The organism is Ensifer sp. R1-3 (assembly GCF_056739175.1).
The window spans coordinates 3,125,236-3,151,888 of record NZ_CP096515.1; the positions used below are offsets into that span (position 1 = coordinate 3,125,236).

The 26,653-nt window shown below is 62.8% G+C and carries 20 protein-coding genes and 1 pseudogene; 12 read left to right on the forward strand and 9 right to left on the reverse strand.

Features of this window, described 5'->3' with window-relative positions:
* The first annotated feature begins 52 nt into the window (after positions 1-52).
* From M1D43_RS14920 to M1D43_RS14940, 5 genes are all read left to right on the forward strand, one after another.
* On the forward strand, positions 53-532 hold the full coding sequence (locus M1D43_RS14920; RefSeq protein WP_003530346.1) for a formate dehydrogenase subunit gamma: 480 nt from the start codon (positions 53-55) through the stop codon (positions 530-532).
* Positions 529-2,085 carry a formate dehydrogenase beta subunit gene (locus M1D43_RS14925; RefSeq protein WP_153313087.1) on the forward strand — a complete coding sequence of 519 codons (1,557 nt, stop codon included), beginning with the start codon at positions 529-531 and terminating at the stop codon, positions 2,083-2,085. The genes M1D43_RS14920 and M1D43_RS14925 overlap by 4 nt, the downstream gene beginning before the upstream one ends.
* Before the next feature lie 235 nt (positions 2,086-2,320).
* Positions 2,321-5,200, forward strand: coding sequence for a formate dehydrogenase subunit alpha (gene fdhF, locus M1D43_RS14930; protein ID WP_153313086.1), 2,880 nt, complete (start codon positions 2,321-2,323; stop codon positions 5,198-5,200).
* Positions 5,201-5,208: 8 nt separating this feature from the next.
* On the forward strand, positions 5,209-6,081 hold the full coding sequence (gene fdhD, locus M1D43_RS14935) for a formate dehydrogenase accessory sulfurtransferase FdhD (RefSeq protein ID WP_153313085.1): 873 nt from the start codon (positions 5,209-5,211) through the stop codon (positions 6,079-6,081).
* 17 nt (positions 6,082-6,098) lie between these two features.
* Complete coding sequence (locus M1D43_RS14940; RefSeq protein ID WP_010970348.1) at positions 6,099-6,332, forward strand: formate dehydrogenase subunit delta; 234 nt, start codon at positions 6,099-6,101, stop codon at positions 6,330-6,332.
* A 144-nt stretch (positions 6,333-6,476) separates the two neighbouring features.
* On the opposite strand, the gene M1D43_RS14945 is transcribed toward M1D43_RS14940, so the two are convergent.
* From M1D43_RS14945 to rocF, 3 genes are all read right to left on the reverse strand, one after another.
* Positions 6,477-8,258 (reverse strand): methyl-accepting chemotaxis protein, encoded by a 1,782-nt coding sequence (locus M1D43_RS14945; protein WP_153313084.1) that lies wholly within the window; start codon positions 8,256-8,258, stop codon positions 6,477-6,479.
* Between the two features lie 279 nt (positions 8,259-8,537).
* On the reverse strand, positions 8,538-9,017 hold the full coding sequence (locus M1D43_RS14950; protein ID WP_003528560.1) for a chemotaxis protein CheW: 480 nt from the start codon (positions 9,015-9,017) through the stop codon (positions 8,538-8,540).
* 177 nt (positions 9,018-9,194) lie between these two features.
* Positions 9,195-10,118 (reverse strand): arginase, encoded by a 924-nt coding sequence (gene rocF, locus M1D43_RS14955; protein WP_003528561.1) that lies wholly within the window; start codon positions 10,116-10,118, stop codon positions 9,195-9,197.
* Positions 10,119-10,273: 155 nt separating this feature from the next.
* On the opposite strand from rocF, the gene M1D43_RS14960 reads away from it, so the two are divergent.
* Positions 10,274-10,708: an Lrp/AsnC family transcriptional regulator gene (locus tag M1D43_RS14960; protein ID WP_003528562.1), complete on the forward strand. Its 435-nt coding sequence runs from the start codon at positions 10,274-10,276 to the stop codon at positions 10,706-10,708.
* Positions 10,709-10,916: 208 nt separating this feature from the next.
* On the forward strand, positions 10,917-11,396 hold the full coding sequence (locus tag M1D43_RS14965) for a VOC family protein (RefSeq protein ID WP_003528564.1): 480 nt from the start codon (positions 10,917-10,919) through the stop codon (positions 11,394-11,396).
* Positions 11,397-11,417: 21 nt separating this feature from the next.
* On the opposite strand, the gene M1D43_RS14970 is transcribed toward M1D43_RS14965, so the two are convergent.
* The 5 genes and pseudogenes from M1D43_RS14970 to M1D43_RS14990 form a co-directional block, all read right to left on the reverse strand.
* A complete protein-coding gene (locus tag M1D43_RS14970; protein ID WP_234889445.1) occupies positions 11,418-11,843 on the reverse strand; it encodes a diaminopimelate decarboxylase family protein in 426 nt (141 codons plus the stop codon).
* A gap of 102 nt (positions 11,844-11,945) precedes the next feature.
* A pseudogene (locus tag M1D43_RS14975) lies at positions 11,946-12,691 on the reverse strand (type III PLP-dependent enzyme domain-containing protein); the annotation flags it as partial.
* On the reverse strand, positions 12,692-13,945 hold the full coding sequence (locus M1D43_RS14980) for a PLP-dependent transferase (RefSeq protein ID WP_498814006.1): 1,254 nt from the start codon (positions 13,943-13,945) through the stop codon (positions 12,692-12,694).
* A gap of 12 nt (positions 13,946-13,957) precedes the next feature.
* On the reverse strand, positions 13,958-15,325 hold the full coding sequence (locus M1D43_RS14985; RefSeq protein WP_234833871.1) for an MATE family efflux transporter: 1,368 nt from the start codon (positions 15,323-15,325) through the stop codon (positions 13,958-13,960).
* Complete coding sequence (locus tag M1D43_RS14990) at positions 15,325-16,428, reverse strand: GNAT family N-acetyltransferase (protein WP_153313083.1); 1,104 nt, start codon at positions 16,426-16,428, stop codon at positions 15,325-15,327. The genes M1D43_RS14985 and M1D43_RS14990 overlap by 1 nt, the downstream gene beginning before the upstream one ends.
* 289 nt (positions 16,429-16,717) lie before the next feature.
* Between M1D43_RS14990 and M1D43_RS14995 the strand changes: the two genes are divergently transcribed.
* From M1D43_RS14995 to M1D43_RS15015, 5 genes are all read left to right on the forward strand, one after another.
* Positions 16,718-20,692 carry a non-ribosomal peptide synthetase gene (locus M1D43_RS14995; RefSeq protein WP_153320815.1) on the forward strand — a complete coding sequence of 1,325 codons (3,975 nt, stop codon included), beginning with the start codon at positions 16,718-16,720 and terminating at the stop codon, positions 20,690-20,692.
* A 44-nt stretch (positions 20,693-20,736) separates the two neighbouring features.
* Positions 20,737-22,053 carry a lysine N(6)-hydroxylase/L-ornithine N(5)-oxygenase family protein gene (locus M1D43_RS15000; RefSeq protein ID WP_107608480.1) on the forward strand — a complete coding sequence of 439 codons (1,317 nt, stop codon included), beginning with the start codon at positions 20,737-20,739 and terminating at the stop codon, positions 22,051-22,053.
* 150 nt (positions 22,054-22,203) lie between these two features.
* The gene (locus M1D43_RS15005) at positions 22,204-22,884 is read left to right on the forward strand and encodes a 4'-phosphopantetheinyl transferase superfamily protein (protein ID WP_192923387.1); all 681 of its coding nucleotides are present in this window, start codon (positions 22,204-22,206) and stop codon (positions 22,882-22,884) included.
* A gap of 209 nt (positions 22,885-23,093) precedes the next feature.
* Positions 23,094-23,567, forward strand: a complete 474-nt coding sequence (locus tag M1D43_RS15010) for a sigma-70 family RNA polymerase sigma factor (RefSeq protein ID WP_234705359.1) — start codon at positions 23,094-23,096, stop codon at positions 23,565-23,567.
* Between the two features lie 89 nt (positions 23,568-23,656).
* Entirely contained in the window at positions 23,657-24,064 is a 408-nt protein-coding gene (locus M1D43_RS15015) for a GNAT family N-acetyltransferase (RefSeq protein ID WP_340086637.1), read from the forward strand.
* 259 nt (positions 24,065-24,323) lie between these two features.
* On the opposite strand, the gene M1D43_RS15020 is transcribed toward M1D43_RS15015, so the two are convergent.
* Positions 24,324-26,504: a TonB-dependent siderophore receptor gene (locus tag M1D43_RS15020; protein ID WP_153313079.1), complete on the reverse strand. Its 2,181-nt coding sequence runs from the start codon at positions 26,502-26,504 to the stop codon at positions 24,324-24,326.
* Positions 26,505-26,653 lie beyond the last annotated feature (149 nt).

A 26,653-nucleotide genomic window follows, 5' to 3' on the forward strand; every position in this document is an offset into this window, starting at 1 on the left:
GACGGTCGGGGAGATCTTGGCGGTGCGGCCGCGAGCCGGGAGGGCTCTTTCAGTGAATATCCATCTGCCGCGTGCAGACGTGACCGAACGGACGCTGGCGATCGTCGGCGAACTCAAGGGGCTCGAAGGCCCGCTTATTCCCATTCTGCACGAAATCCAGGACGAGTTCGGCTATGTGCCGGAGGAGAGCCTGCCGGTGATCGCGCGGGAACTCAATCTGTCGCGCGCCGAAGTCTATGGCGTGGTTACCTTCTATCACGATTTTCGCGAGCACCCGGCCGGGCGCCATGTGCTGAAGCTCTGTCGCGCCGAAGCCTGCCAGTCGATGGGCGGCGACCGGCTTGCGGAGCGCGCCAAGGCGCTTCTCGGGATCGATTTCCATGAGACGACGCCGGACGGCGCCGTGACGCTCGAGCCGGTCTACTGTCTCGGGCTCTGTTCCTGCTCGCCGTCGGCGATGCTCGACGGCGAGGTTCATGCGCGGCTCGACGAAACAGTGCTCGAGGCGCTGGTTGCGGAGGCGCGCCGATGACCGTCAGGATCTACATTCCCCGGGATGCGGCGGCCCTTGCGCTTGGCGCCGAAAAGGTGGCGGAGGCGATGGCCGGCGAGATCGCCGCACGCGGGCTCGACGCCACGATCGTCCGCAACGGCTCGCGCGGCATGCACTGGCTTGAGCCGCTGGTCGAAGTCGAAACGGCCGGAGGGCGCGTCGCCTACGGCCCGGTGAAGGCGAGCGACGTCGCTTCGCTTCTCGATGCCGGGCTGATTTCGGGTGGCGCGCATCCGCTCTGCCTCGGCAAGACCGAGGAGATTCCATTTCTCAAGCGACAGACGCGGCTTACCTTTGCCCGCTGCGGCGTCATCGATCCTCTCTCGCTCGAAGATTATCGCGCTCATCGGGGCTTGCTCGGTCTCGAGCGGGCGATCGCAATGCAACCAGCGGCGATCGTTGCCGAGGTCACGGAAAGCGGCCTTCGCGGCCGCGGCGGCGCCGGCTTCCCGACCGGCATCAAATGGAAGACCGTCCTGGAGGCGCGAGGGCCGCGGAAATACATCGTCTGCAATGCCGACGAGGGCGACAGCGGCACATTCGCCGACCGGATGATCATGGAAGGCGATCCCTTCGTGCTGATCGAAGGCATGGCGATCGCCGGTATCGCGACCGGCGCGACCAAGGGCTACATCTATACCCGTTCGGAATATCCGCATGCGATCGCGGTGATGAGCGCGGCGATCGAGATCGCCCGGGCCGCCGGTGTGCTCGGCGCTTCGGTGCTCGGCTCGGCACACGCCTTCGACATGGAAGTGCGCACCGGCGCCGGCGCCTATGTCTGCGGCGAGGAGACCTCGCTCCTGAACAGCCTCGAAGGCAAGCGCGGGCTCGTGCGCGCCAAGCCGCCGCTGCCGGCACACAAGGGCCTTTTCGACCGCCCGACCGTCATCAACAACGTCATCTCGCTCGCTTCCGTGCCGGTGATCCTCGACAAGGGCGCCGGTTACTATCGCGATTTCGGCATGGGCCGGTCGCGCGGAACGATCCCGCTGCAGATCGCCGGCAACGTCAAGCATGGAGGGCTCTTCGAGACAGCATTCGGCCTGACGCTCGGCGAGATCGTCGACGAGATCGGCGGCGGCACGGCGAGCGCCCGGCCGGTCAAGGCCGTCCAGGTCGGCGGCCCGCTCGGCGCCTATTTCCCGCGGGCGCTGTTCGATACGCCCTTCGACTACGAGGCATTTGCCGCCAGAGACGGGCTCATCGGTCATGCCGGCATCGTCGTCTTCGACGACACGGCAGACATGCTGAAGCAGGCGCGTTTCGCCATGGAATTCTGTGCGGTCGAAAGCTGCGGCAAGTGCACCCCCTGCCGCATCGGTTCGACACGCGGCGTCGAGGTGGCCGACAGGATTGCCGCCGGCATCGAGCCGGAGAAGAACCGCGAACTGCTCGCCGATCTCTGCAACACGATGAAGTTCGGTTCCCTCTGCGCCCTTGGCGGCTTCACGCCCTATCCGGTGATGAGCGCGATGACGCACTTCCCGGAGGATTTTTCACCGGTGCCGGTGGTGGAGGCTGCGGAATGATGAGCCTTGCACGTCGAGATTTGCCCCTCACGCTTTATGCTGGGAAGCCCCTCACCCTAACCCTCTCCCCGCAAGCGGGGAGAGGGGACAGCCCATGTGCGGCGGCTGCGGTTGCGCAGGACGGTGCGGCATATCCCTTCTCCCCGCGAGCGGGGAGAAGGTGGCGGCAGCCGGATGAGGGGCGGACGGCAGAGTCGGCAATCGCCCCGAACGCAATTTTTCAGGAGGCCCGCTAATGTCTCTCATTCATGAAATCGACTACGGCACTCCTGCTTCCAAATCCGAAAAGCTGGTGACGCTGACGATCGACGGACGCGAGATCACGGTGCCGGAAGGCACGTCGATCATGCGCGCGGCAATGGAAGCGGGCATCGAGGTGCCGAAGCTTTGCGCATCCGACATGATGGATGCCTTCGGTTCCTGCCGGCTCTGTCTCGTAGAAATCGACGGGCGCGCCGGCATGCCGGCCTCCTGCACGACGCCGGTGGCTGCGGGCATCAGCGTTTCGACGCAGACGCAGCGGCTGAAGGATGTCCGCCGCGGCGTCATGGAGCTCTATATTTCCGACCACCCGCTCGACTGCCTCACCTGCGCGGCCAATGGCGATTGCGAGCTGCAGGACATGGCCGGTGCCGTGGGCCTGCGCGACGTGCGCTACGGCTATGACGGCGAAAACCATGTGACGGCGCGCAACAATGGCGAGATCAACGCCAAATGGGCGCCGAAGGACGAATCGAACCCGTATTTCACCTATGACCCGGCCAAGTGCATCGTCTGCTCGCGCTGCGTGCGGGCCTGCGAGGAAGTGCAGGGCACCTTCGCGCTGACGATCAGCGGCCGCGGCTTCGATTCGCGCGTCTCCGCCGGCATGAACGAGGATTTCGTTTCCTCCGAATGCGTCTCCTGCGGCGCCTGCGTGCAGGCTTGCCCCACGGCGACGCTGACGGAAAAATCGGTGATCGAGATCGGCCAGCCCGAGCATTCGGTCGTCACCACCTGCGCCTATTGCGGCGTCGGCTGCTCGTTCAAGGCGGAGATGCGCGGCGAGGAGCTGGTGCGCATGGTGCCCTGGAAGGACGGCCAGGCGAATCGCGGCCATTCCTGCGTCAAGGGCCGCTTCGCCTATGGTTACTCCAACCACAGGGACCGCATCCTCAATCCCATGGTCCGCGAGAAGGTCACCGATCCCTGGCGCGAGGTCACCTGGGAAGAGGCTTTCGCGCATGTCGCCTCCGAGTTCCGCCGCATCCAGTACCAGTACGGCCGCGATTCCGTCGGCGGCATCACGTCTTCGCGCTGCACCAATGAGGAAACCTTTCTGGTGCAGAAGCTGGTGCGTGCCGGTTTCGGCAACAACAATGTCGACACCTGCGCCCGCGTCTGCCATTCGCCGACCGGCTACGGCCTCAACCAGACCTTCGGCACCTCCGCCGGCACGCAGGATTTCGACAGCGTGGAGCACACGGATGTTGCGGTCATCATCGGTGCCAACCCGACCGACGGCCATCCGGTCTTCGCCTCGCGGCTGAAGAAGCGGCTGCGCCAAGGCGCCAAGCTGATCGTCATCGATCCGCGCCGGATCGACCTCGTCCGCTCGGCCCATGTCGAAGCGTCGTACCACCTGCCGCTGAAGCCCGGCACCAACGTCGCCATCCTGACGGCGATTGCGCATGTCATCGTCACGGAAGGCCTTGCCAACGAAGCCTTCATCCGCGAGCGCTGCGACTGGTCGGAATTCGAAGACTGGGCGGCCTTCGTCGCCGAGCCCCATCACAGCCCGGAAGCGACCGAAGCCTATACCGGCGTTGCGCCGGAACTGGTGCGCGGGGCCGCGCGGCTTTACGCCACGGGCGGCAACGGCGCGATCTATTACGGCCTCGGCGTCACCGAGCACAGCCAGGGCTCGACGACAGTGATGGCGATCGCCAACCTCGCCATGCTCACCGGCAACATCGGCCGGCCTGGCGTCGGGGTCAATCCGTTGCGCGGCCAGAACAACGTCCAGGGCTCCTGCGACATGGGCTCCTTCCCGCACGAGCTTCCCGGCTACCGGCATATTTCGGACGATGCGACGCGCGAGATCTTCGAGAAGCTCTGGGGCGTGACGCTCAATCATGAGCCGGGCCTGCGCATCCCCAATATGCTCGACGCCGCCGTCGAGGGCACCTTCAAGGGGCTCTACGTGCAGGGCGAGGACATACTGCAGTCGGATCCGGACACGAAGCACGTCGCCGCCGGCCTTGCCGCAATGGAATGCGTCGTGGTGCACGATCTCTTCCTCAACGAGACGGCCAACTACGCCCATGTCTTCCTGCCCGGATCGACCTTCCTCGAAAAGGACGGAACCTTCACCAATGCCGAGCGCCGCATCAACCGCGTCCGGCGCGTCATGCGGCCGAAGAACGGCTATGCCGATTGGGAGGTGACGCAGAAGATGGCGCAAGCCATGGGGCTTGCCTGGAACTACCGCCATCCGTCCGAGATCATGGACGAGATCGCGGCGACGACGCCGAGCTTTGCCATGGTCTCCTACGACTATCTGGACAAGATGGGCTCGGTGCAGTGGCCGTGCAATGAAAAGGCGCCGCTCGGCTCGCCCATCATGCATGTCGACGGTTTCGTGCGCGGCAAGGGCAAGTTCATCCGCACCGAATATGTGGCGACCGACGAGAGGACCGGCCCGCGCTTCCCGCTGCTTCTGACGACCGGCCGTATTCTCAGCCAGTACAATGTCGGCGCCCAGACGCGGCGCACGGAGAACGTCGTCTGGCATGCGGAAGACCGGCTGGAAATCCACCCGCACGACGCGGAGCAGCGCGGCATCCGCGACGGGGACTGGGTCAGGCTCGCCAGCCGCTCGGGCGACACGACGCTCCGCGCGCTGATCACCGACCGCGTCGCACCGGGCGTCGTCTATACGACCTTCCATCACCCGTCGACGCAGGCGAACGTCATCACCACGGACTTTACCGACTGGGCGACCAACTGCCCGGAATACAAGGTGACCGCGGTGCAGGTCTCGCCGTCGAACGGTCCTTCCGACTGGCAGCGCGACTATGACGAGCAGGCTCGCCAGTCGCGTCGCATTGCCGGCAAGCTGGAGGCGGCGGAATAGGAGCGAGAATGGCGGGCAAGCGAGTTTCGTCCTCTCCATCCGGAACGACGGCGACGGTCCCGGAGGCAGCGCGGCGCGGCGGCATCCTCGTCGCGCAGTCTCGCGTGGTGCCCGAGGAAACGCCGGTCGCCTTCACCTATGGCGGTTCGACGCATGCGGTGATGATGGCGACACCTGCCGATCTCGAGGATTTCGCCATCGGCTTCAGCCTGACCGAAGGGATCATCACCGGTCCCGAACAGATCGACGACATAGACATCGTCGTCGAGGAAAAGGGCATCGACCTGCAGATCAGGCTCGAGGACGAACAGAACGATGCTCTGCGGCTCAGGCGTCGCCACATGGCCGGGCCGGTCGGCTGCGGTCTCTGCGGCATAGAGTCGATCGATGAGGCCGTTCGCCCGACGCCGGGCGTCTCCGGCTCCCTGCTTCGCCTTTCCGAGCAGGACGTGGTGGACGCCGTCGCGCTTCTCAATGGACAGCAGCCGCTGCATTTCGAGACACGCGCCGTGCACGGTGCGGGCTTCTACGTGCCGGGACGCGGGCTGATCGCCGTTCGCGAGGATGTCGGGCGTCACAATGCGCTGGACAAGCTCACCGGAGCGGCCGCGCGCGCCGGCTTCAGGGGCGCTCAGGGCGCGGTTGTCGTCACGTCGCGGGTGTCGGTCGAGATGGTGCAGAAAACCGCGATCGTCGGAAGCCCGGTGATCATCGCCATTTCCGCACCGACGGCGCTCGCCATCCGCACGGCGGAAGGGGCGGGCATGACCCTCATCGCACTTGTCCGCGGTGACGAGTTTGAAATCTTCACGCATGCGGAGCGCATCATCCGAAACGACGAGGAGCCTGCGTCCTTATCCGCCCGCGTGCCGCTATTCTGAATCCGGAGCAATCGTTCATGTCTGACCCCAACGCCAAGCTCGTCTATATGGCAAACCAAATTGCCACTTTCTTCCTGACCCAGCCGGCGGCGGGGGCAGCCGAGGGCGTGGCCACGCATATCAACAAATATTGGGAGCCGCGCATGCGCCGCAAGCTCTTCGAGCATATCGCGCATGGCGGTGAAGGGTTGAACCCGCTGGTTCTCGAGGCGGCTGAGAAGATCCGCCGTCCACAGGTCCTAGAGCACTGACAGGAAAGGCTTGCCCTTCGATCCTCATTCTTGTGCCTGTCACAGGAATCCATCCTCTGACAGGCAAGTGTGTGAGGGAGAGCTTATGCTCTTCCCGACGGGGGAGCCGTTAGGCTCGAAAAATGAGCGCGGGCGGGCGTGCGGTCAGAAATTCTCCCAGTCGTCCGCGGCGGGAGCGAGCGCGAGATTGGATCTCGTGCCGCTGCGCAGCGCCTTTGCCGTTGCGTGGAGCCGCGTGGGCGAATGAGGCGCTTCCATCCTGTTGTCGCTTGCGGGCGAAGCGTCCCGTCCGATGCGGAACTGACGCAGCAGGGCGTGCAACGCGTCCGCCTCCTGCGACATCCGATGGCTCGCGGCCGTGCTTTCCTCCACCATGGCGGCGTTCTGCTGAGTCGTCTGATCCATCGCATTAACCGCCTGGTTGATTTCCTTGAGCCCCGTCGACTGTTCGCGGGCCGCTTCCACGATCGCCGAGACGTTGTGATTTATCTCCTGCACCTGCGCCAGGATGGTTTCCAGGGCGGTACCGGTCTGGCCGACCAGCGATACGCCGTTCCTCACATGCTCGCCTGAAGCGGTGATAAGGGTCTTGATGTCCTTTGCCGCGCTGGCCGATCGCTGCGCCAGTTCGCGGACCTCCTGAGCCACGACGGCAAAGCCCTTGCCGGCTTCTCCGGCACGCGCCGCCTCGACACCGGCATTGAGGGCCAGCAGGTTCGTCTGGAAGGCGATGTCGTCGATCACGCCGATGATGTTGCTGATTTCCCGCGAGGATTGCTCGATCTGGCCCATGGCGCCGATCGCGCTTTTGACGACAAGTCCGGAGCGCTCGGCGCCATCCTTCGTCTTTGCGACCAGATTGCCCGCTTCCTCGGCGCGGCGGCTGGAATCCGCGACGGTCGTGGTAATCTCGTCCAGCGCTGCGGCCGTTTCTTCGACGGAGGCCGCCTGCTGTTCGGTGCGTTTCGACAGGTCGTCGGCGGCAGACCGGATCTCGCGTGCGCCGCCGGCGATCGCGCTGGCATTTTCGCCGACCGTCTGCATGGCCCGACAGAGGCGGACAAGCGCTTCGTTGAAGTCCTTGCGCACCATTTCCATGCTGGGAACGAAGGGCGTGTCGATCGATTGTGCCAGATCGCCCTCCGCAAGCGCACGCAGGCCGGCTCCGAGCGAATTGATCGCGGCCATGCGTTCGGTAACGTCTGTCGCGAATTTGACCACCTTGTAAACCCGGCCGTTCGGATCGCGAATGGGGTTGTAGGCCGCCTGGATCCAGACTTCCTTGCCGCCCTTGCCGTAGCGGACGAATTCGTTGGCGATGAATTCACCCTGGGCCAGCCGCCTCCAGAAATCGGCATATTCGGCCGTGCCGGTATAACCGGGCTCGCAGAACATGCTGTGGTGCCGGCCCTGGATTTCGGAGAGCTGATAGCCGAGCGTGTTGCAGAAGTTCTCGTTGGCTGTCATCACCTCGCCGGCAGGCGAGAACTCGATCATCGCCTGCGAGCGGGAAATGGCATCGAGCTTGCCGGCATCTTCCGTGGCCTTCATCTTGGCTGCGGTGATGTCGGTTGCGAACTTGACGACCTTGCAGGGCTTGCCGTTTCGGAAGACCGGGTTGTAGCTCGCCTGGATCCAGATCTCCCGTCCGCCCTTGGCGAGGCGTCGGTAGCTGTTGCTGTCGAGTTCGCCGCGGCCGAGGCGCGCCCAGAACTCACGATACTCCTCAGTCGCCACGAATTCCGGCGCGCAGAAGATGCGATGGTGCTGTCCGACGATTTCCTGCAGACTGTAGCCGAGCGCCTTGCAGAAATTCTCGTTGGCATCGAGGACATTGCCGGCGAGATCGAATTGAATGATTGCCTGCGATTTGGACACGGCGTCGATGATCTGCCGTGCGTCACGGCTCCTGGTGAAAGAAAACATGATCCCCTCTGAAATTTTCGCGAAGAAACGGCCGCGGAGCGGACGTTTGTGATCTGCTGCGCCGTCCTTCAGGAAAGGGCGGCCGCCGGTTGCTGGGGAGATTTCGAAATCACTGAGGGCGTCATGCCGCTGTTCAATCTAAATTAGTAAAGCGAACTTAATTTCTCGTTAAAATAGAAATTGCTTCTTATCTACTCGTAAAGAGATGTATTCCTACGTCATTGGAGCGACTCACTGCAGGAAACAGTGAATCGCTCTGGATATGCTTGATGCCCAGGCTCAGGCCGCCAGCTCTTCCGTTTCCCGCTCCTTGAACATGCGGGCGAGATTGAGGAAGCAGATCATGCCCGATTCATTGGCGATGATGCCTTCCGCAAAGCTCTTGTCGAAGGACGCGGTGACTTCCGGCACAGGCTGTACCTGACTGCCCTGAACGGTCAGAATGTCGGAAACGCGGTCGACGACGAGACCGATGACCATGTTGTGGACCTCTGCGACCACGATCGCGCTGCGTTCGTTGGTGACGGTCGATTTCATGCCGAGCTTGTGGGCGAGGTCGATGATCGGGATCACCGTGCCGCGCAGGTTCATCACGCCGATCACTTCCGGCGGAGCATGCGGGATGGGCGTCGAGGGCGCCCAGCCGCGTATCTCGCGGATCGTCGTGGTCTTGACGCAAAATTCCTGGTCGTGGAGGCGAAATGCTATGATTTCGAGCGTCTCGCCGTCAAATCCGGCTGCTCTCTGCGTGCTTGTCATCGAAGGTCCTTCCAGCTTTCCGGTCGTGGTGGTCCGCCGATGACATCCGGCGAGGCGCAAGCCGCTTCATGCACGGAAAAATCCGCCTTGCGCTCCGTATGCCTATACTAGGCGCGGATTCGTTAAACCTTTGCTGAACGTTCGCCCCTCGCAGGAGAGCGAGGTGGGGACGTGGCTTCAGGCCGCGCGGGTCGGACGATCAAGGATACGGCGGCCGAAGAGGCTTGCCGTCAGTTCGACCAGAATGCGCGCGCTCTTGCCCCGGTCGTCGAGGAACGGGTTGAGCTCGACCACATCGAGGGAAGAAACGAGGCCGCTGTCGCACAGAACTTCCATGATGAGGTGAGCCTCGCGGAAGGTCGCGCCGCCCGGCACCGTCGTGCCCACGCCGGGGGCAAGTTCCGGATCCATGAAATCGACGTCGAGGCTCACATGCAGCAGGCCGTTGGCGGCGCGAACCTCGTCGACGATCTGGCGGATGATGTGGGCCATTCCCATCTCGTCGATGGCCCGCATATCGAAGACATTGACGCCGTGCTCGGCGATTTCCTCGCGCTCACGCGCGTCGACCGAGCGGATTCCGACCTGATAGACCTTCTTCGGGTCGACCAGCGGCCGGTCCTTCGGGAGGATCGGGGCGAACTCCGCTTCGCCGCAGAAGAAGGCGACCGGCATGCCGTGCATGTTTCCGGAGGGCGAGGTCGCAGGCGAGTTGAAGTCGGCATGCGCGTCGAGCCAGAGGACGAAGAGGGGCCGGCCGACGTCCTGGGCGTGACGCGCCATGCCCGAGACGCTGCCCATCGACAGCGCGTGGTCGCCGCCGAGAATGATGGGGAAATGTCCCTTGCGCGCGGTATCGTGCACGGCTTCGTCGAGCGCGCGCGCGAAAGCTGCAACGGACTGCAGATTGTTGGCGCCGGGATGGTTGGCGAGATCGCGTGCGGGCAGCGGCCTCAGATCCCCCTCGTCATTGACCGTATGGCCGAGTTCGGCGAGGACCGTATCTATGCCGGCGATCCTGAGCGCCGTCGGCCCCATGGCTGCGCCGCGGCGGCCCGAGCCTTCCTCGATGGGTGCGCCGATCAATGTGATGGTTTTCATGTCCGCCTCGTCCCTTCGCCCTGTTGCCGGGAAGTTCGGTTCCCGTGAAGTCCGGCGGATTATCGTCAAAAAGCGTGGCGGCAAAAAGATGGAAAACTGTCGATTGGGAAGATAAGATGCGCAAAGTGTAAAGTCTTTTTTGACGAAGTGACAAGATGGATGATCTCGATCAGGCGCTCATCAGCGCTCTCCGGCAAAACTCCCGCATGCCCGTCTCCACGCTTTCGGCAATGACCGGCGTCTCGCGTGCGACGGTCGCTGCGCGCATCGACCGCCTCGTCGCGAACGGGACGATTGCCGCTTTCACCATCCGCACCGGCGCGGAAATCCCCGCCTCCGGCGTCAGGGCCGTGGTGATGATCGAGGTTCACGGAAAGATGGCGGACCGCGTCGCCGAGCAATTGCGCGGGCTGCCGCAGGTGCGGGCGCTGCACAGCACGAACGGAAGGTGGGACTTCATTGCCGAGCTCGAGGACCGGGACCTTGCGAGCTTCGACGAGACCTTGCGGCGCATCCGTTTGATCGATGGTATCACCGTGACCGAAACGAACATTCTGCTGAAGACCAGCAAGTTGACCGGGTCTTCGTGAGGCGACCGCCCTCGGTCCAGATCGGCAACTCACGGCTGCTTTTTGTTCTTGATTTGTTCTTATGTTCCGATAAGATGTTCCTCTCAGCAAACAAGAGAGGCATGAGCACGGGCGCGGTCTCCGCGGCATTCGGTCTCATTTTGAACGATGGCGTATTTGATCGCGGGTTCCACCCCGCCCGACATCATTGCGGTCCAGGGAGATTGCCATGGCTAGTTATTCCGGCGGCCCGTCGGTACGGCAGATCTGCATAAAGCTCTTCGTCAGGCATGGTGACGAGGAGCGGGCGATTGCGTTCTACCGCGATGTCTTCGGCGCCGAGCTGCTGCAGCGGCACGAGTGGAGCGGCATTCTGACGAGTGCCGATCTGTGCATCGGCGACTCGGTCTTCCGGGTGGCCGGCGCCAATCCGCGCCGGGACGCCGAACCGAGGCTCGGCGGGCCGCGATCGCCGCACGCGCTCGGAACGACCGCGGCAATCCTCGAGCTGCACGTCGATGATGTCGACCGCGTGCTCGAAAGGGCGATGGGCGCCGGCGCCAGTCTGCGCAATGTCGCCGAAACGCTGCCGACCGGCGACCGGGTCGGCGCCCTCATCGACCCGTTCGGCCATATCTGGGCGCTGTTCACGGCGACGAACGAGAGCGAGGCGCTGGATGCATTCGGCGTCGACCGCAACGCGGCGTGAGGGGGACCCCTTTGCCCATAACTAACCGAAAAGCTGCGCAACCGGGCGATCGTCGACAGCCTCGCAAGCAAGCAGGTCTTCCAGCGTCTGGCGCCTGCGTATCAGCTTGTGACCGTCGTCATCGACGAGAACTTCTGCCGCATAGAGGCGGCTGTTGTAGTTCGAAGACATTGCGGCACCATACGCGCCGGCCCCGTGGAACACGAGGAGGTCTCCGACGCGCGCTTCTGGAAGGTTGCGGCACTCGACGGTGCCCTCCGCTCCCTGAGTGAACACATCACCCGACTCGCACAGAGGACCTGCGACCACCGTCGGAACGAACCGCGAGGCCCGTCTTTCACCACTCTGCCGCGGGATCACCGAGATTTCATGGTAGCTGCCATAGATGGCGGGTCTTGCAAGGTCGCTGAAGCCGGCGTCGACGAGCGTGAACCTGTTGCTGCCCATTTGCTTAACCGCGCGGACTTCGGCAACCAGCACTCCTGCCTCCGCGACCAGGTAACGTCCCGGCTCGATCTCCAGCCGAACCTCGTGGCCGACCCGACGGGCGATCTCCTGTCTCGCCAGGTTCCAAATTGAAAAATAATGATCTGCGTCAACGGGCCCTTCTTCCGGCCTGTAGGGAACGGAAAGACCGCCGCCGGCCGAGATAGCCTCAAGGTCGAGGCCCGGCGTTTGCGCAAAACGGACCATCGCCCCGCAAACGCGCTGGAGGTGCGCGTAGTCGACGCCTGACCCGATATGCATGTGAAGGCCTACGAGCTCAAACCGTGACGGCGCACAACCTCGAGTGCTTCTGGCAGATGCGCGAACCAGATGCCGTGTTTGCTGTTTTCTCCGCCGGTGTTTGTCTTCTTGCTATGACCATGCCCGAATCCGGGATTTATACGAAGCCATACCCTGTGGTCCCGCGAGCGTTCGCCGAGTTGGTGAAGCATATCGATCGAGCCGGCATTCACTTCGATCCGGTCGGAGACCACACGCTCAAGCGCTGCACCGTCGAACACGTCGGCGGTAAAGACCAGTTCCGCCGGACCCTTCCCAGGACGCGGCTGAAAGCCGGCCCGGACGGCGCGTTCGATCTCGCCGAGCGAAACCGCATCGACGCGAACTCCCTCGGCCCGCATTCGTTTCAGCAGTTGCACATTCGAATTGGCCTTCTGCGCATAGCGCACGGTGTCGAATGATCTCAACTGTACTATCCGGTTCCGGATAGTCCTCATGTCGTATACCCAAAGGGGCGTGTCATATCGGCCCGCGAGCGAGGCAAGCTCCGATGATGTCAGCGCAGGCATCTATTGCTCCAGAGAAATGGGGGCAGGAGGAGCGCTACTATGCGGCGCTCCCGACGAGGCTTCTGGATGAAGCGGGCGGGATGCGGCGGCGAGGGCCCTGCCAAGGTCGGCTATGAGCTCTCCCGCCCGGTGCAGCCCGACATTCAACCTGATCGTCCTGTCGCTGACCCCGAACCGGGCAAAGACGTTGGTTTCCGGCGAGATGCTAAGGGCGGCCTTGGCGGGCACGACTAGGCTTTCGGGCCCGCCCCAGCTAACGCCTATCCGTATGATCCGCAGGGCGTCGACGAAGGCGGCAACATCGACCGCTTCGGTGACCTCGAAGGAGAATATCCCGCCAAATCCGGTGAGCGTGCTTCTGCCCGGATGCTCCGCAAAAACGGGATGCATGACGCGCCCTACCTGTTCCTGGGCTGCAAGCCAGCGCGCGACTTCGAGCCCGGCATCGTTATGGTGCCGCATGCGCAACGGCAGGGTCTCGATATTGCGCAGCACGAGCCACGCCTCAAAAGGCGAAAGCTTGGCGCCGGTATAGGGGTAGATCTCGCGATTGATGGTGGCGATGTGCTCGCGCGATCCGGTGACCAGGCCCGCCACCGTGTCGCTCTGGCCACCTAGATATTTGGAAGCCGCATGGATAACGATGTCTATTCCGGCGTCGATCGGCCGCTGAAACAGCGGCGTCGCCCAGGAATTGTCGACCACCGTCAGCGCCCCGTGCTCTTTCGCGGCCCTTGCGATCGCCGGCAGGTCCTGCAACTCGAAGACCATGGAGGTCGGGCTCTCCAGATAGACGAGCCGGGCACCGGGGATGGCCGCGATCATCAGTTCCGTATCTCTGCCGTCGACATAGTCGACGCGAATCCCGAAGCGCTTCAACACCTTTTCGAAGAAGCGGAAGGCGTCGCTATAGACGTGCCGGACGGTGACGATGCGGTCGCCGGGGTGAACGAAAGCGAGGACGGTCGCGGCAATGGCACCCATACCGCTTGAAAACGCGCGCGCCTCCTCGGCACCCTCCATCTCGGCGATTTTCTGCTCGAGAAGTCGAACGGTCGGATTGTCGCCGCGCGAATAGATCGGCTTCGGCGAGCGGCCGGCAAAGACATTCTCCAGTTCGGCATAGCTGTCGAACAGAAAAAGGGATGACTGATAGATCGGCGGCACGGCTGCGGCATAGGGGTCCTGCCGCCTGAAGCCGATTTCCATGGGTATCTCACTATGAACATTATCGGGGTTTGGTCGTTCGTTCATGTTCGTTCCTGACTAACCGGGTTGTGTTGGGATCAGCGCAAGGGCAGGTTGCGGCAAATGGGAGAGTGCCGCCCATTCCCGCCGCAAGACGAAGAGCCCCAATAGAGCGGCTAGAGCCGTGGCGAGCGCCGGGGCTAACACCACGCCTGCGAAACCCAGCCAGAGAGGCATGAGAAGCACCGCGGGCATGAGCATGTATCCCTGGGGCGCGAGGCCGACGAAGGCAGAAAGCTTCGCCTTGCCCCGGGACTGAAGAAGCACCAGAACCACCGTCTGAAAGGCCGAGCAGGGGAAGACGGGCGCGAAGGCACGGAGGCACGCGCCGGCCTGACGCTGGACGGCCTCGTCGGCCGTGAACAGCTGCGCGATCGGTTCCGCCGCGATGAGCAGAAGTGCCGAGTAAACCGTCGCCGTGCCCATGGCTGCTGCAAGCATCACGCGGATCACGGACTGCACCCGCTGGTGATTGCTGGCGCCGCAGGCATGGCTGACGACGCTTTGCGCGCCGAGGCAGAACCCGATGATCGGGAGTTGTCCGAGCGCCGCCAGCCGCACGGCGATGCCCATGGCCGCCGCACCCTGATCTCCGCCTTCGACACTCGCCTGCCTGAGCAGCATCAGCAGACCGAGACTCGCGACCATGTTGGTTGCGGCAGCTGGAAGGGCGATCTTGACGACTGCCGGCATTTCCGGCCAGCGAATGAGCCGCAAGCCCAGGCGCACACGGCCCCACCGCCGGCGGAAATAGAAGACATAGGCGATGAGTGCTGCGATCGAGGAGACGATCGTCGCCAGGGCCGCGCCGGCTTCGCGCAGCCCGAACCCGAATATGAAAATCGGGTCGAGCAGGATGTTGAGCCCGAAACAGGCGATCAGCACCGTCATCGAGAAACGGCTGTTGCCCTCGGCGATAGCGACGAAATCGCAAAGCGCCTGCATCAGACCGAACGTGGTGCCGAATGCGAGAAGCCCGCCGTAGGAGAGGCTGGCAGCGCGTAGTTCCGCGCTTGCGCCGATCCTTTCGAGGAAAAGCGGCAAGGCGATATGGAGCACCACCGAAAGGGTAATGCCCAGCGGCAGCGCCAAGGCGAAAGTCGTGCTTACGGCGGACGACGCGGCAGACCTCCGTCCGGCGCCGAGATGGCGGGCAAGCAGGGTGGCAAGGCCCACTCCGAGTCCCTGTCCCACGGCGGCAACCGCGAGAAAGAGCGGCATGACGATGCTGACGCCCGCTATCGCCTCGGGCCCGAGAGAACCGACGAAGAGGCCGTTTATCGTGTGGTGGCCCGCACTTGCGGTCAGGCCGGCGACCGCGGGCAGGGCAATTCTCATGACGAGCCGCAAGAGCCGCGGATCGTTCATGTCGATTGCCTGCGGCATCAGGTCACTTCCCGTGGAAGCGAGCCTATGACCGCCGGCTCCGAGGCACCGGAAAGGTCGGGGAAGAGGAGCCGGTCGCCAAAGAAGCGTTCCCGCAGCAGCATTACCAGGAGGGCTCGCTTGTGCGAAAACTGCACATGCTTGATCTTGGCGAATCCGGAGCGATCCAGGTTGCGGATCTGCTGCTGATGATCATGCACCGGTTCGCCGACGATCCGCCGTGTGCGCGGATCGGCGAGAAACATGTAATGCATCAGCGACGGCAGCCAGGCACCCAAGAAACGCTTTCCCCGGAAGGCTTCCTCTCCGATCGCCACGTGCCAGCCGCGGTCATGGGTATCCGCATCGTAGTGGGGCCCGAGACGGTCCTCCTTTGCCCAATAGAGCTCGAAATAGCCGAAGGGCGTTCCGCCGAAACTGCCGATCAGCGGCAGGGTCCGGGGATCGGAAAGCCGCTCGGACAGAAATTTACGATGATAGTCAAGGTCACCCTGATCCTGCCAGATGGCCGACACGCGGGGATCGTTCATCCACTTGTGAAAGACGGGGAGGTCTCTTTCCGGATCGGCCACGTGGAGCGAAAGCGCAGTGGCGAGCCAGGGAATGGTCCGCTGATAGACAATACCGGAAGGCTTCGGCGGGCGCTGCGGATAGTGCACGCCGCTTTTGAAAGAGGCGATTTCAGGATAGGCCGGCGACATCTTTCCGAAAAAGGGGGCGGCGATCTGAAACAGGAGTTCAGGGCGCGAAATCAGCGCACTTGCCTGCCGCTCGACTGCACCATGGGCGAGAAGTTCGTCAAGCAGTTCTCCCTCTTGAAGAACGACGTCGAGATGGGGAAGAGAAGGATTGCAGGCGAAGAGGGCTTCGAGAACGGCCGCGACAACCAAGCCTCGCACCGGCCCATCCGCTTCGAAGGTGAACGAAAGCCGCTCCGCATGCAAGGCCCGGGCCACAGGCCGTCCTTCGCTCTCGACGGCGATGCCACCGCGGTCGCTCCGCACCATCAGCGGGCCGATACTCGAAAGTGCGTGACTGGCAAAACCTGCCTCAGGCAAGTGGAGGGCGTGTTTGGCGTCTACGGCCGGTACGACAAGGTTCATTTGCAAGCTCCATTGCGTCTCGCTCTTTCGAGCGCGCGTCTGGGGCTAGACGACTGTCAACGAAGAAATTCAGGCGTTCAGCATAAAAAATTTTTCCTGAATTTTTTTGAATAGTTGCCTTCCGGAATCGTCTTAACGGAGCAAACTCTCCGCGAAAACAGATGTTTAGCGGAGAATATCTTGATGTAGAGGCCACAATAGACTTCGAGCTATGCTACGCGTTGGCAGCGGCCAAGTGCGGATATGCCGGTGTTGTATTGTGAATGCATTGTAACGGAGCCGCCGTCCGATGATGATTCACGAGAAATTTGCACCCTCGGCTGAAGTCCATGGCGGTGGCCACGCCGCATGGCCTCTGTCGAGCAGTCAGGCGCGAATCTGGCGCCTGTCGGAAACGGGCAATGAGGATGTATACGGCCGACAGATCCTCGCCATTGGCTTTCATCCGGCATCGCTTTGCGTAGCGCGGGACGCGCTCGAGACGCTGCTCGCCCTTTATCCTGAACTTTCGCGGCGTTTCCAGGCCCAGCCCGGAGGGCTCGTTCACCAGAGCATCAGCCACCCTCCTTCAGTCGACAGGCTGGAGCTTAGCCTTGCGAACGACGACGCCGTAGACCATGTCGTGGCGACGGCAGCGGAAGAGGAGCGCCTGAGGCCGATCGATCCGGGCAGGGACAGTGCGGCTCGCTTCATTCTCTTCGTCCGGCAGGGCCAAGCGGTCGCCGCTCTTTTTTCTCTTCACCCGCTGATTGGCGACTTCGCTGCGCTCGATCGCGTCGCGAGCAATTTCGTTCTCGCCATTCACGCTCCGGACCAGTGGAACCGGGAAGCGGCCACGATGTCGGCGCCGGCGCCGGTCGAGCGTGTTTTCTCCGCCAAGCTCTTGGATGGTTGGTACGAACGGCTGTCGGCTCGGGAAAGCGTCGCGATGCTGCCGCAGGAGGCACAAACGGCCGTGCCGGACGGCGAGGCGCGTTGGACGGAGCATGCCGTCGAGATAGCCCACGAAGATGCCTTCACCATCGGCGATCCGGCGGATGGGGCGGCCGATATGGCTCCCAACCGGCTGCTGACCGCGCTCGCTATTACGCTTCGTCGCTATTCCGGCTACGGAACGCAACGGCTGGGGCTGGTCAGGCGTGGCCTGGAACGCGATACCGTCTCGCGCAGCGAGGACCTCCTCGTCATCCAGGCTGCCGTTGACGGCAACATGCCGCTTCGGATCGTGCAGGAGACATTCGCCCGCGAGACGAGCGTGGCCGAAGAGCAGTTCATGCCGTTCGAAATGCTCGCAGAAGCGATGCTGCGCCGGGATGAGCTCTTCGACACTACGAGTCTCGCCCGGACCGTTCTGGACGTCAGGCCAGCTTTCTTTGCAGCTCTCCCTCCCTATTGCCGCAGGGGTATTCGCGTGATCGCAACGCCGCAGGCGCGCCGTGACGCCGAGTTCGTCGTGACCGTTTCTCCCTCGGTCACCGGATCGTTCCACGTTCGATTCGGCTATGACGCAGCCAGGCACGCCCCGATGCTCGTGCAGCGCTTCGCGCGCGACTTCCAGACCGCGTTTCTCGACTGCGCCGAAGCACCCGAGCGGCTCGTCAAGGACATTCCGTTTATGTCCAGGGCCGAACTCGACCGGCTTTCCGAACCTTATCCCGACGAACCAGAAGCCGACGACGGAACGCCCGTCCATAAGGTCATTTCCGTGCAGGCGAGACGTCGGCCGACCGCCTTCGCGGTCGCCCAGGGCGCGCGCACGATCACCCATGGCGATCTGGAAGCCCGGGCCAACCGGCTCGCGCACCATCTGGTAAGGCTCGGTGTGAGGGCCGAGAAGCGGGTCGCCATCGCGCTCGACAAGTCCATCGAGGCGATCATCGCCATTCTAGCGGTAATGAAGGCAGGGGGCGCCTTTACGCCGGTGGAGCCGGACCATCCGGAGGCGCGCAACCGGCACATTCTGACGTCTTCCGGCCTTGCTCTCATCATCACCAGCAAACGTTTCATCGACAAGCTCCCGATGGACATAGGGTCGCCGCTCATCGAGCTCGACGCGCTCGACCTTTCACAGGAGAGCGCCACACCGCCCGAGGTCGCGATAGCACCGGATCAGCTGGCCTACGTCATCTACACGTCAGGTTCGACCGGCGTGCCGAAAGGCGTGGCCATCGAGCACGGGCCACTTGCGCATCATTGCAAGTCCACGCTGCGCATCTACGAAATGAGCGAAGCGTCCCGGGAATATCCGGTTCTGCCCTTCACCTCCGATGGCGGCCACGAGCGCTGGATGGTGCCCCTGATGGCGGGCGGCGGTGTCGTGCTCGCGGAAGACAAGCTGGCAACGCCGGAGGAGGCCTTCGCGCTCATGCGCCGGCATGGGGTGAACAATGCGAGCCTGCCGACGAGCTATGTCCGCAGCCTCGCCGAATATGCCGGCGAAAACCCGGCCGTGCCGCATCTGAGGCTCTATTCCTTCGGCGGTGAAGCGCTGCCGAAGGCCGTCTTCGACATGATCAACGACAATCTCCAGGCGCGCCTGTTGATCAACGGCTACGGTCCGACCGAGACTATCATGACGCCGATGATCTGGAAGATCCTGCCCGGAACCCGCTTCGAGGGGACGGTCGCGCCGATCGGCCGGGGCGTCGGCGACCGGCGCATCTATGTGCTCGATGCTGACGGCGCCCCCGTGCCGGTGGGCGTGATAGGCGAGATCTATATCGGCGGCAGCGGTCTGGCTCGCGGCTATCTCGATCGGCCCGACCTCACCGCCGAGCGGTTCGTTCCGGATCCGTTTTCCGACAAGGGTGGCCGCCTCTACAGGAGCGGCGATCTCGGCCGCTGGCGCGAGGACGGCATCGTCGAATTCGCCGGCCGCGTCGACCACCAGATCAAGCTGCGCGGGTATCGCATCGAACCGGGAGAAATCGAGGCCGTTCTGAGGGCGAATGCGGAGATCGCCGACGTCGTCGTCACTCTGCACGAGGATGGGGGCCGAAGTTTCCTAGTGGCTTATGTTGTGCCGAAGGCGGACGCGGGGGTCGATGCACCCGAACTGAAGCGGGCGGCGGCGCGCCTGCTGCCTGACTACATGGTGCCGCAGGCAATCATGGTTCTCGATGCGCTGCCGATGGGACCGAACAGCAAGCTCGACCGTGCCGCCCTGCCGGCGCCGCGCATGGAATGGCAGGCGGTCGAGCCGGGCAACGAGCGGGAGCGCGAGATCCTCGACGTCTGGCAGGACATTCTCGAGATCGGCGACATCGGCGTAACCGAGAACTTCTTCGAAATCGGCGGGCAGTCGCTTGCGGCCGTCCGGATCGTTTCGCGCCTGAAGACCCGCCATCCCGAATGGCCGCTGACGATCGCGGACATGTTCAATCATCCGACGGTTCGTGAGCTCGCTGCCGCCGTCGAGGAGCGCCGCGACGAGGGCAGTGTCGATGTCGTATATCTCCGGCGCAGCGGCGATCGCCCGGTTCTCTATTGCTTCCCGGGGCTCCTGGTCAGCACGCGGGAATATCTGCGCCTCGTCGACCATCTTGGCCCGCAGCAACCTGCAACCGGCTTCATCTGCTACTCGCTCACCGAAATGAAAACACTGAGCACGACCGTTCAGGATATCACCGCACGTTATGCCGAGGCGGTACGGAGAGAGGCGAAGGGCCGGCCTTGCGCCTTTCTCGGCTGGTCGTGGGGCGGGCTGCTCGCCTACGAGGCGGCACGGCAGCTCGGCAGCGATGTCGATCTCAAGATGATCGGCATGGTCGACGTCTGCGACATGGACGAGGAATTTACCATTGGCGTTCGCCCCCGCTTTGCGGCGGGTGTGCGCGAGCGCACGCAGCAGGCCGTGAGGCAATGGCTCGAAAGCACACCGATGCGAGAGGAATGGCGGACGCTCTTCGATGCGATGGACGACGAGGTCTACGAGCAGTTCCTCTATCATGTCGTTAAGCACAACGTCGCCCTCCCGACGGACGGGCCCGACATAGGCTCGGAAGAACATACATTCTGGGTTCTCGTCGACAATGCGATGATCTTCAGAAGCTACCGGCTGAAGGCGTCCGACTACCGCATCCATTCCTTCGTAGCCGAGGATTCGCTGACGCGGGCACTGAACATCATCGACTGGCGGCGCCACTCGCCGAATGCCACGGCATCGGAGATCGTCACCGGCACCAACCACCTGACGATCATAGGCAAGACACCTTTTCACCAGCGCTTCGCCAAGCGCCTGGAGGAAGCGTTTCGCACGTCCTGAACGCGGCAAGCCGCTCACCCACCCCGATCCTCCTGGAGCAAAAAATGACTGCTGATGCACTCGATCTCGCCGGCATCGGAATCGGCCCCTTCAACCTCAGCCTTGCCGCCCAGCTCGATTCGGCACCCGCCGTTTCAGCCCGGTTCTTCGACCGGAGAATGGAGTTCGCATGGCACCCTGGCATGATGCTTTTCGGCGTGGAAATGCAGACCTCCATTCTGAAGGACCTGGTGACGGCAACCAATCCGACGAGCCCATGGAGCTTTATCTCCTATCTGGTGGCGCATAGACGATTCTATCAGTTCCTGAACGCCGAATATGAGGCTGTGCCGCGACGGGAATTCGCAGATTATCTCGGATGGGTCGCGCGCGGCCTGCCTTCGCTGACCTTCGGGGCTGCCGTCGAGGAAGTCCGTGCCATGGACAGGGGCTTCAGCCTCAGGGTCGGCGAGGAGACGGTTCCGGCCCGCAATCTTTCGATCGGGGTCGGCAAGGTCCCGGGCCTGCCGGGCTGGGCGGAAGCACTGCCAGAGACCATGGCATTCCACAGCAGCGACGCCGTCCGCCGGCTTCGGGATCTCCGGTCGGGACGAGTCGCCGTGATCGGCGGTGGCCAAAGCGGCGCCGAGATCGTCGATGCCTTGCTGGACAGGCCGGATATGGCGGTCGAGTGGGTCAGCCGGCGGCCAAACTTCGAACCGCTCGATGCCACGCCCTTCACCAACGAAATTTTCACGCCGGCCTATGTCCGGGACTTCCATCGTTTGCCCGAAGGCCTGCGTATCGCGCACACACGGCGGCAATTGCTGGCGAGCGACGGGATTTCCGCAACGACGTTGAGGAAGCTATACCGGAGACTTTACGAGGAGAAGCTGTCGTCGCCGAGCCCGAACAGCCGCGAGGTCTCGCTCCGGCCTCACCGCAACGTCATCGCCGCAGAGAGGAACGGTTCGAGCATTCGGCTCACCATGCAAAACGGCTTCGACGGCGCCGTGGAACAGGTCGCGGTCGATGCGGTGATTCTTGCTACCGGCTACCGTTTCGTGCTGCCCTCCTTCGCGGACTCGCTCAAGCCGCGCATCGCCGTCAATTCGCTGGGCGAGCCGGTCCTCGCCGAAGATTTTTCTCTCGTCTGGGACGGTCCCGCCGACAACCGCATCTTCGTGCTCAATGCCGGGCGGCACAGCCACGGCATCGCGGAGCCGCAATTGAGCCTCGCTGCATGGCGGAGCGCCGTCATCGCGAATGCCTTGCTCGGGCGCGAGCAATTCAATGTCGGGCAGCCGCAGCCAATCGTGCGCTGGGCCTCGGGCAGGGCGGATCTCCCCAACGCCTCCTATCTCGGGGAAGCCGCCGAGTAGGCCTGGATGATAGTCGTGTCACTGGAGCATAGGCCGACCGGAGCAGAACGAGGGTTATGCAGCGGACATAGCACGTTGGAGCGCCGAACCGATTCACTTGGATCGGACCGCGCTGCAACAGAGTTGCGCGCCGCAACGGAGTTGATTGAAGTGCACCGCCTCCATCTCCGTCCGGGAGCAACGCTGCCGGAGGACGGTCTCAGTCGGGCCGAAAGGGACCGTGCTGCGCTGTTCAGGCGCGCTCAGGATCGGCGCCGATATGTCGCCGCCCGGCATTTCTGTCGCTGGATTCTTGCCCGTGCCGTCCGCGAGTCGGCGGATCGTCTCGTGATCGGCCTTGCCGGGAACGGTAAGCCCTGGCTGCCCGAACACCCCGGCACCGAATTCAGCCTTTCGCATAGCGAGGACTCGGTCATGCTCGCGATCAGCCGGGCAGGCCCGGTCGGGGCGGATATCGAAGAGCTCGGGCGTGCAAGGCTCGAAGGCGATCCGCATCTCGCTGCGCTCGTGCTTTCGGCGGAGGAGAGGGACTGGTTCGAGACGCTGCCGGCTGCGGAGCGGTCGCGGTCGCTCCTCGGTTACTGGGTCAAGAAGGAGGCGGTGCTGAAATGTCTCGGCACCGGACTTCTCACCTGCCCGAGCGAGGTAAGGGTGGCGCCGCCCACTTCGGAAGGGGAGACGGTTTGTCTCCCGTCCGGGGCGATTTTCCTTCGATCCGGTGCTTGTCCGGGCAACGAACGCGATTTTCTGTGGGCGGTTGCGACAGGAAGCAAGCTAGCTGGACTCTCCTGGCATGACTACGAAAGCCTGCAGCCGGAGAGTCGCAAATAACATAGTTGCGCATCTGTTTTTTGTTGACTCTGATACTCATGTTTTCTAGTTTGCACGCGGGAATGGGACGGTGGGTGGACAATCTTAGGTTTACATCGGGTCAGAACATGTTCAATGTTTCAGAAACCTTCCCGGACGAGGCCCTCGAGGCAGCTCTGGTCCTTCGGCCCAAGCTTCTGGCGATAGCACGGCGCATCACGAAGAACACGGTGGCGGCGGAAGACGTCGTTCAGGATGTGCTGTTGCAGCTGGTTTCCTCGCCGCTCAAATCGGATGTGATCGCGCCGGCGCACTACCTGTTACGCATGGTAAAAAACCAGGCGATGGACCATGTCCGACGGACGAAACGAGAGCAAGGGATTTTCGTGGAAGATAAAGCCGTGGGTTGCTCTTCGGGTTACGGGAACCCTGAAGAATGCATGCGGCAGTGCCAAGCCTATTCGGCCATTCAAAAGGCCATCGGCGCGATGTCCCCAAGAACCAGAATGTTCTATGAGCGACATTACTTCGACGAGGTTCCGCAGAAGGTGATCGCACGGGAGGCAGGCGTCTCTCCCGCTCTCGTCTGTGGCCTCCTGCGAGAGGCGCATACGAGCTGCCTCGATGCGGTTGGCGCCGAAGATCATCAGCTGCCCGCATGCGCGAGAGCCGCAGCGAAGCGGAACGAGGAGAAGTACCAGTGACGCGGGAGCCCGACGCACCCGCCTCCGGCCGCACGGTCGCCGAACACCTGGACGTCAGCCACGGCAAAGCAACGATTTGCCGCGAAATTATGACGGAATTGTCGGACTGGTTTACTGAGCCGGCCGTGATTGAAGCCTGTGCTGAGGCCGCTGAGGCCTTGCCGATGTTCGCCTGCATGGACGAAGGAAAGGTGGCCGGCTTCGTCGTGCTTAAGGAGCACCCGCCGGCTGCGACCGAAATCCTGGTCATCGCGTCGCGTCTGCAATATCACAGCAGGGGCGTCGGGAAGGTGCTGTTGGGGGCGGCCGAACGGTTCGCGCGCAGTCACGATTGCCGGCTTCTGACAGTCAAGACCTTGGCGCCGCGCGGGCGCGACGAGCCGCAATTCGAGGCGACGCGTGCATTTTACCTGCGCAACGGCTTCATACCGGCGGAGATTTTCCCCACACTCTGGCACGAAGAACACCCCTGCCTGTTCCTGGTCAAGCCACTCTGATTGGTCTGCTTTGAAGTGGTGCTGACTGCTCTGCCCTGGGGCATCTCACCCGCAAAAGAGTAGAATCCACGGGAGGCGGGCTACCCGCCTTCCCTCCTTCAAAGTCGAAACTTGAGACCGGCGGCGCCGCATGCGCATCCGATTGATCCATCTGATCAGCCCGGACATGAGCATGTCCTTGGTTCGGTCCGAATCAGAACGCAAACAATCATTGGGCTTCGGCCACGTACCATGTCCGGTACGTGGCCGTCGAAATTTCCTACCAGCGATATTTGAGTGAAGCCGTGACGTTGCGTCCCTGGCTCAGATAGCAATAGCCTTGGTTGCAGATGAGCGGCTTCTCATTGCCGATGTTGCGGAGGCTGACCTGAGCGGTTAGCCCGTCGAATTTCTTGTCCATCGCGCCGAAATCATAGCTTGCCGAGGCATCGAAATAGACGTTGTCCTTATTCTTCCCGGTATTGGCCGTGTCCTTGTAGGTCTCGCCGACATACCGCAGGCCGGCACCGAGCGACAGGCCGGCTGCAGCGGTGTCCTCGGCGAAGGTGTAGTTGGCCCAAAGGCTCGCCACATGCTCCGGAGTGACTGCCGGCGTGTTGCCGACATCGGCTGTCCCTCCGGTGATTTCGGCATGGTTGTAGTTGTAAGCGGCAACGAGGTCGAGTTGGTCGGTGACGGCCGCCCTCGCTTCCAGCTCCAGACCTCGGCTCGTCACCTCACCCAGAGAGCGGTAGGTTAACACCTGCGGATCCACGAGAACCGGCTTATTCGACTCGACGATCCGATAGGCCACTGCCGAGAGCAGGATGTCCGTGCCGGGCGGCTGGTACTTGACACCCAGCTCGACCTGCTCGCCTTTCATCGGATCGAGGATCGAGCCGCTTTCCGAGCGGCTGGTGACCGGTTGGAAAGAGGTGGCATAGCTGGCGAACGGCGCTATTCCGTTATCAAAGAGGTAAAGCGCTCCAGCCTGAACCGAGAAGGCGTCGTCCTTCTTCCGCTCGTAAGTGTCTGTACCGAATAGCACGAGCCGTCTGGCCCTGTCCTGCTCGGCCCACGTCTGGCGCGCGCCGACGGTGAAGCGCCACCGATCCAGTTCGATCTGGTCGAGCGCATAGACGCCGAGTTGGCGCAAGTCGGCCGTGTCGTCCCACCAGTTATAGGCGGGCGTCGGCCCCGAAACGCCATAGGTCGGATTTGCGATGTCGAAATCGTATGCCGGGTTCGCGGCGAAATCGAACCCATAGGCGAAGGCCGAGTTGATGTTCGTATAATCCAGGCCGAAGAGCATGGTGTGTTCGGCCGGTCCCGTATCGAACTTGGCTTCGAGCTGGTTGTCGACCTGGAAGACGTTCATCTCGTCGCGAACGGCGGTCGCGCTCCGGTGGGCTACCGTGCCGGTCCAGCCGGCGACACCGAGATAACGCGACCGCAGATCCAGATGCGAATAGCGGAGGTTCTGCCGGAAGGTGATGCCGCCGTCGAACTCGTGTTCGAACAAATAGCCGATCTGCTGCTGCCGGACCTTTTGGTAGTCGTAATCCGGGTCGCTGCCACGCAACTTGTGAACTTTACCGGAGAGGTCTGTGATTCCGACGGGACTGGCATCAGTCTCGTCGGCCTGGGCCAACCCGTAAATCGTGAAGGATGTGGTATCGGCCGGCTTCCAGGTCAGCGCCGGCTGAATGAGATACCGGTCGTCCCCCATGTCGAAATTGGTCTCGCCGTTACGCGCCAGGCCGACGAGGCGATAGAAGAACTGGTCGTTGCCTTCGCTGACAGGGCCGCCGAAATCGAACATCGCCTGCGCCCTGTCCTCGGTACCGTAGAGCGCCCCCACTTCACGGATCGGCTCTTCGGTCGGCATCTTCGAAATCTTATTGATGATGCCCGCCGGGGAGCCGGCGCCGTAGAGGACCGACATCGGTCCTTTGATCACCTCGACGCGCTCCAGCGTGTAAGGCTCGGTGCGGAATGTGCCGTAATTCATATAGGGCTGCCGAAGCCCATCCTTGTAGTCGCCGATGGTCGTGGTGTCGTAGCCGCGGATATAGATCTGGTCAAAGCGCGGATCGAAGCCGTAGGCGCCGGTCGTCACACCGGCCGAATAGCGGCCCGCCTCGATGATGTCCTGTGCACCGCGTTCGTCCAGTTCCTTGCGTGTGATCACTGAAATCGAACGCGGCGTTTCGATGAGTGGCGTCTTGATCTTGGTCGCACCGGCGCTGCTCTTGGCCGTTACGGTCTCGCTGTCCTTCTTCTCGTCCGTTCCCTGATCTCCCGAGATTGTCAGCCGATCCAGTACGGTCGGGTTGTTCTGATCCTGAGCATGTGCGCCCGACGCCATCGTGATGATGGTGACGAGCGCGGTAGCGCCTCGGGCCACGACTCTCTGGACAGGAGAACTCTTGTTGAAATCATGGAATAAACTGCGTGGCATGGGCCCTCTCTCCGGCGTGTAATTCGCGGTGCGCCGCAATCTATTCTGGTTATGGCCGGTGGGTCAATAATTTCTTGAGTCAAAGACTCATCTTTAAAGTTCGGCAACGTGATGCCGTTTGAATCGGCGAAGGGTGCCTTGTCACCAAG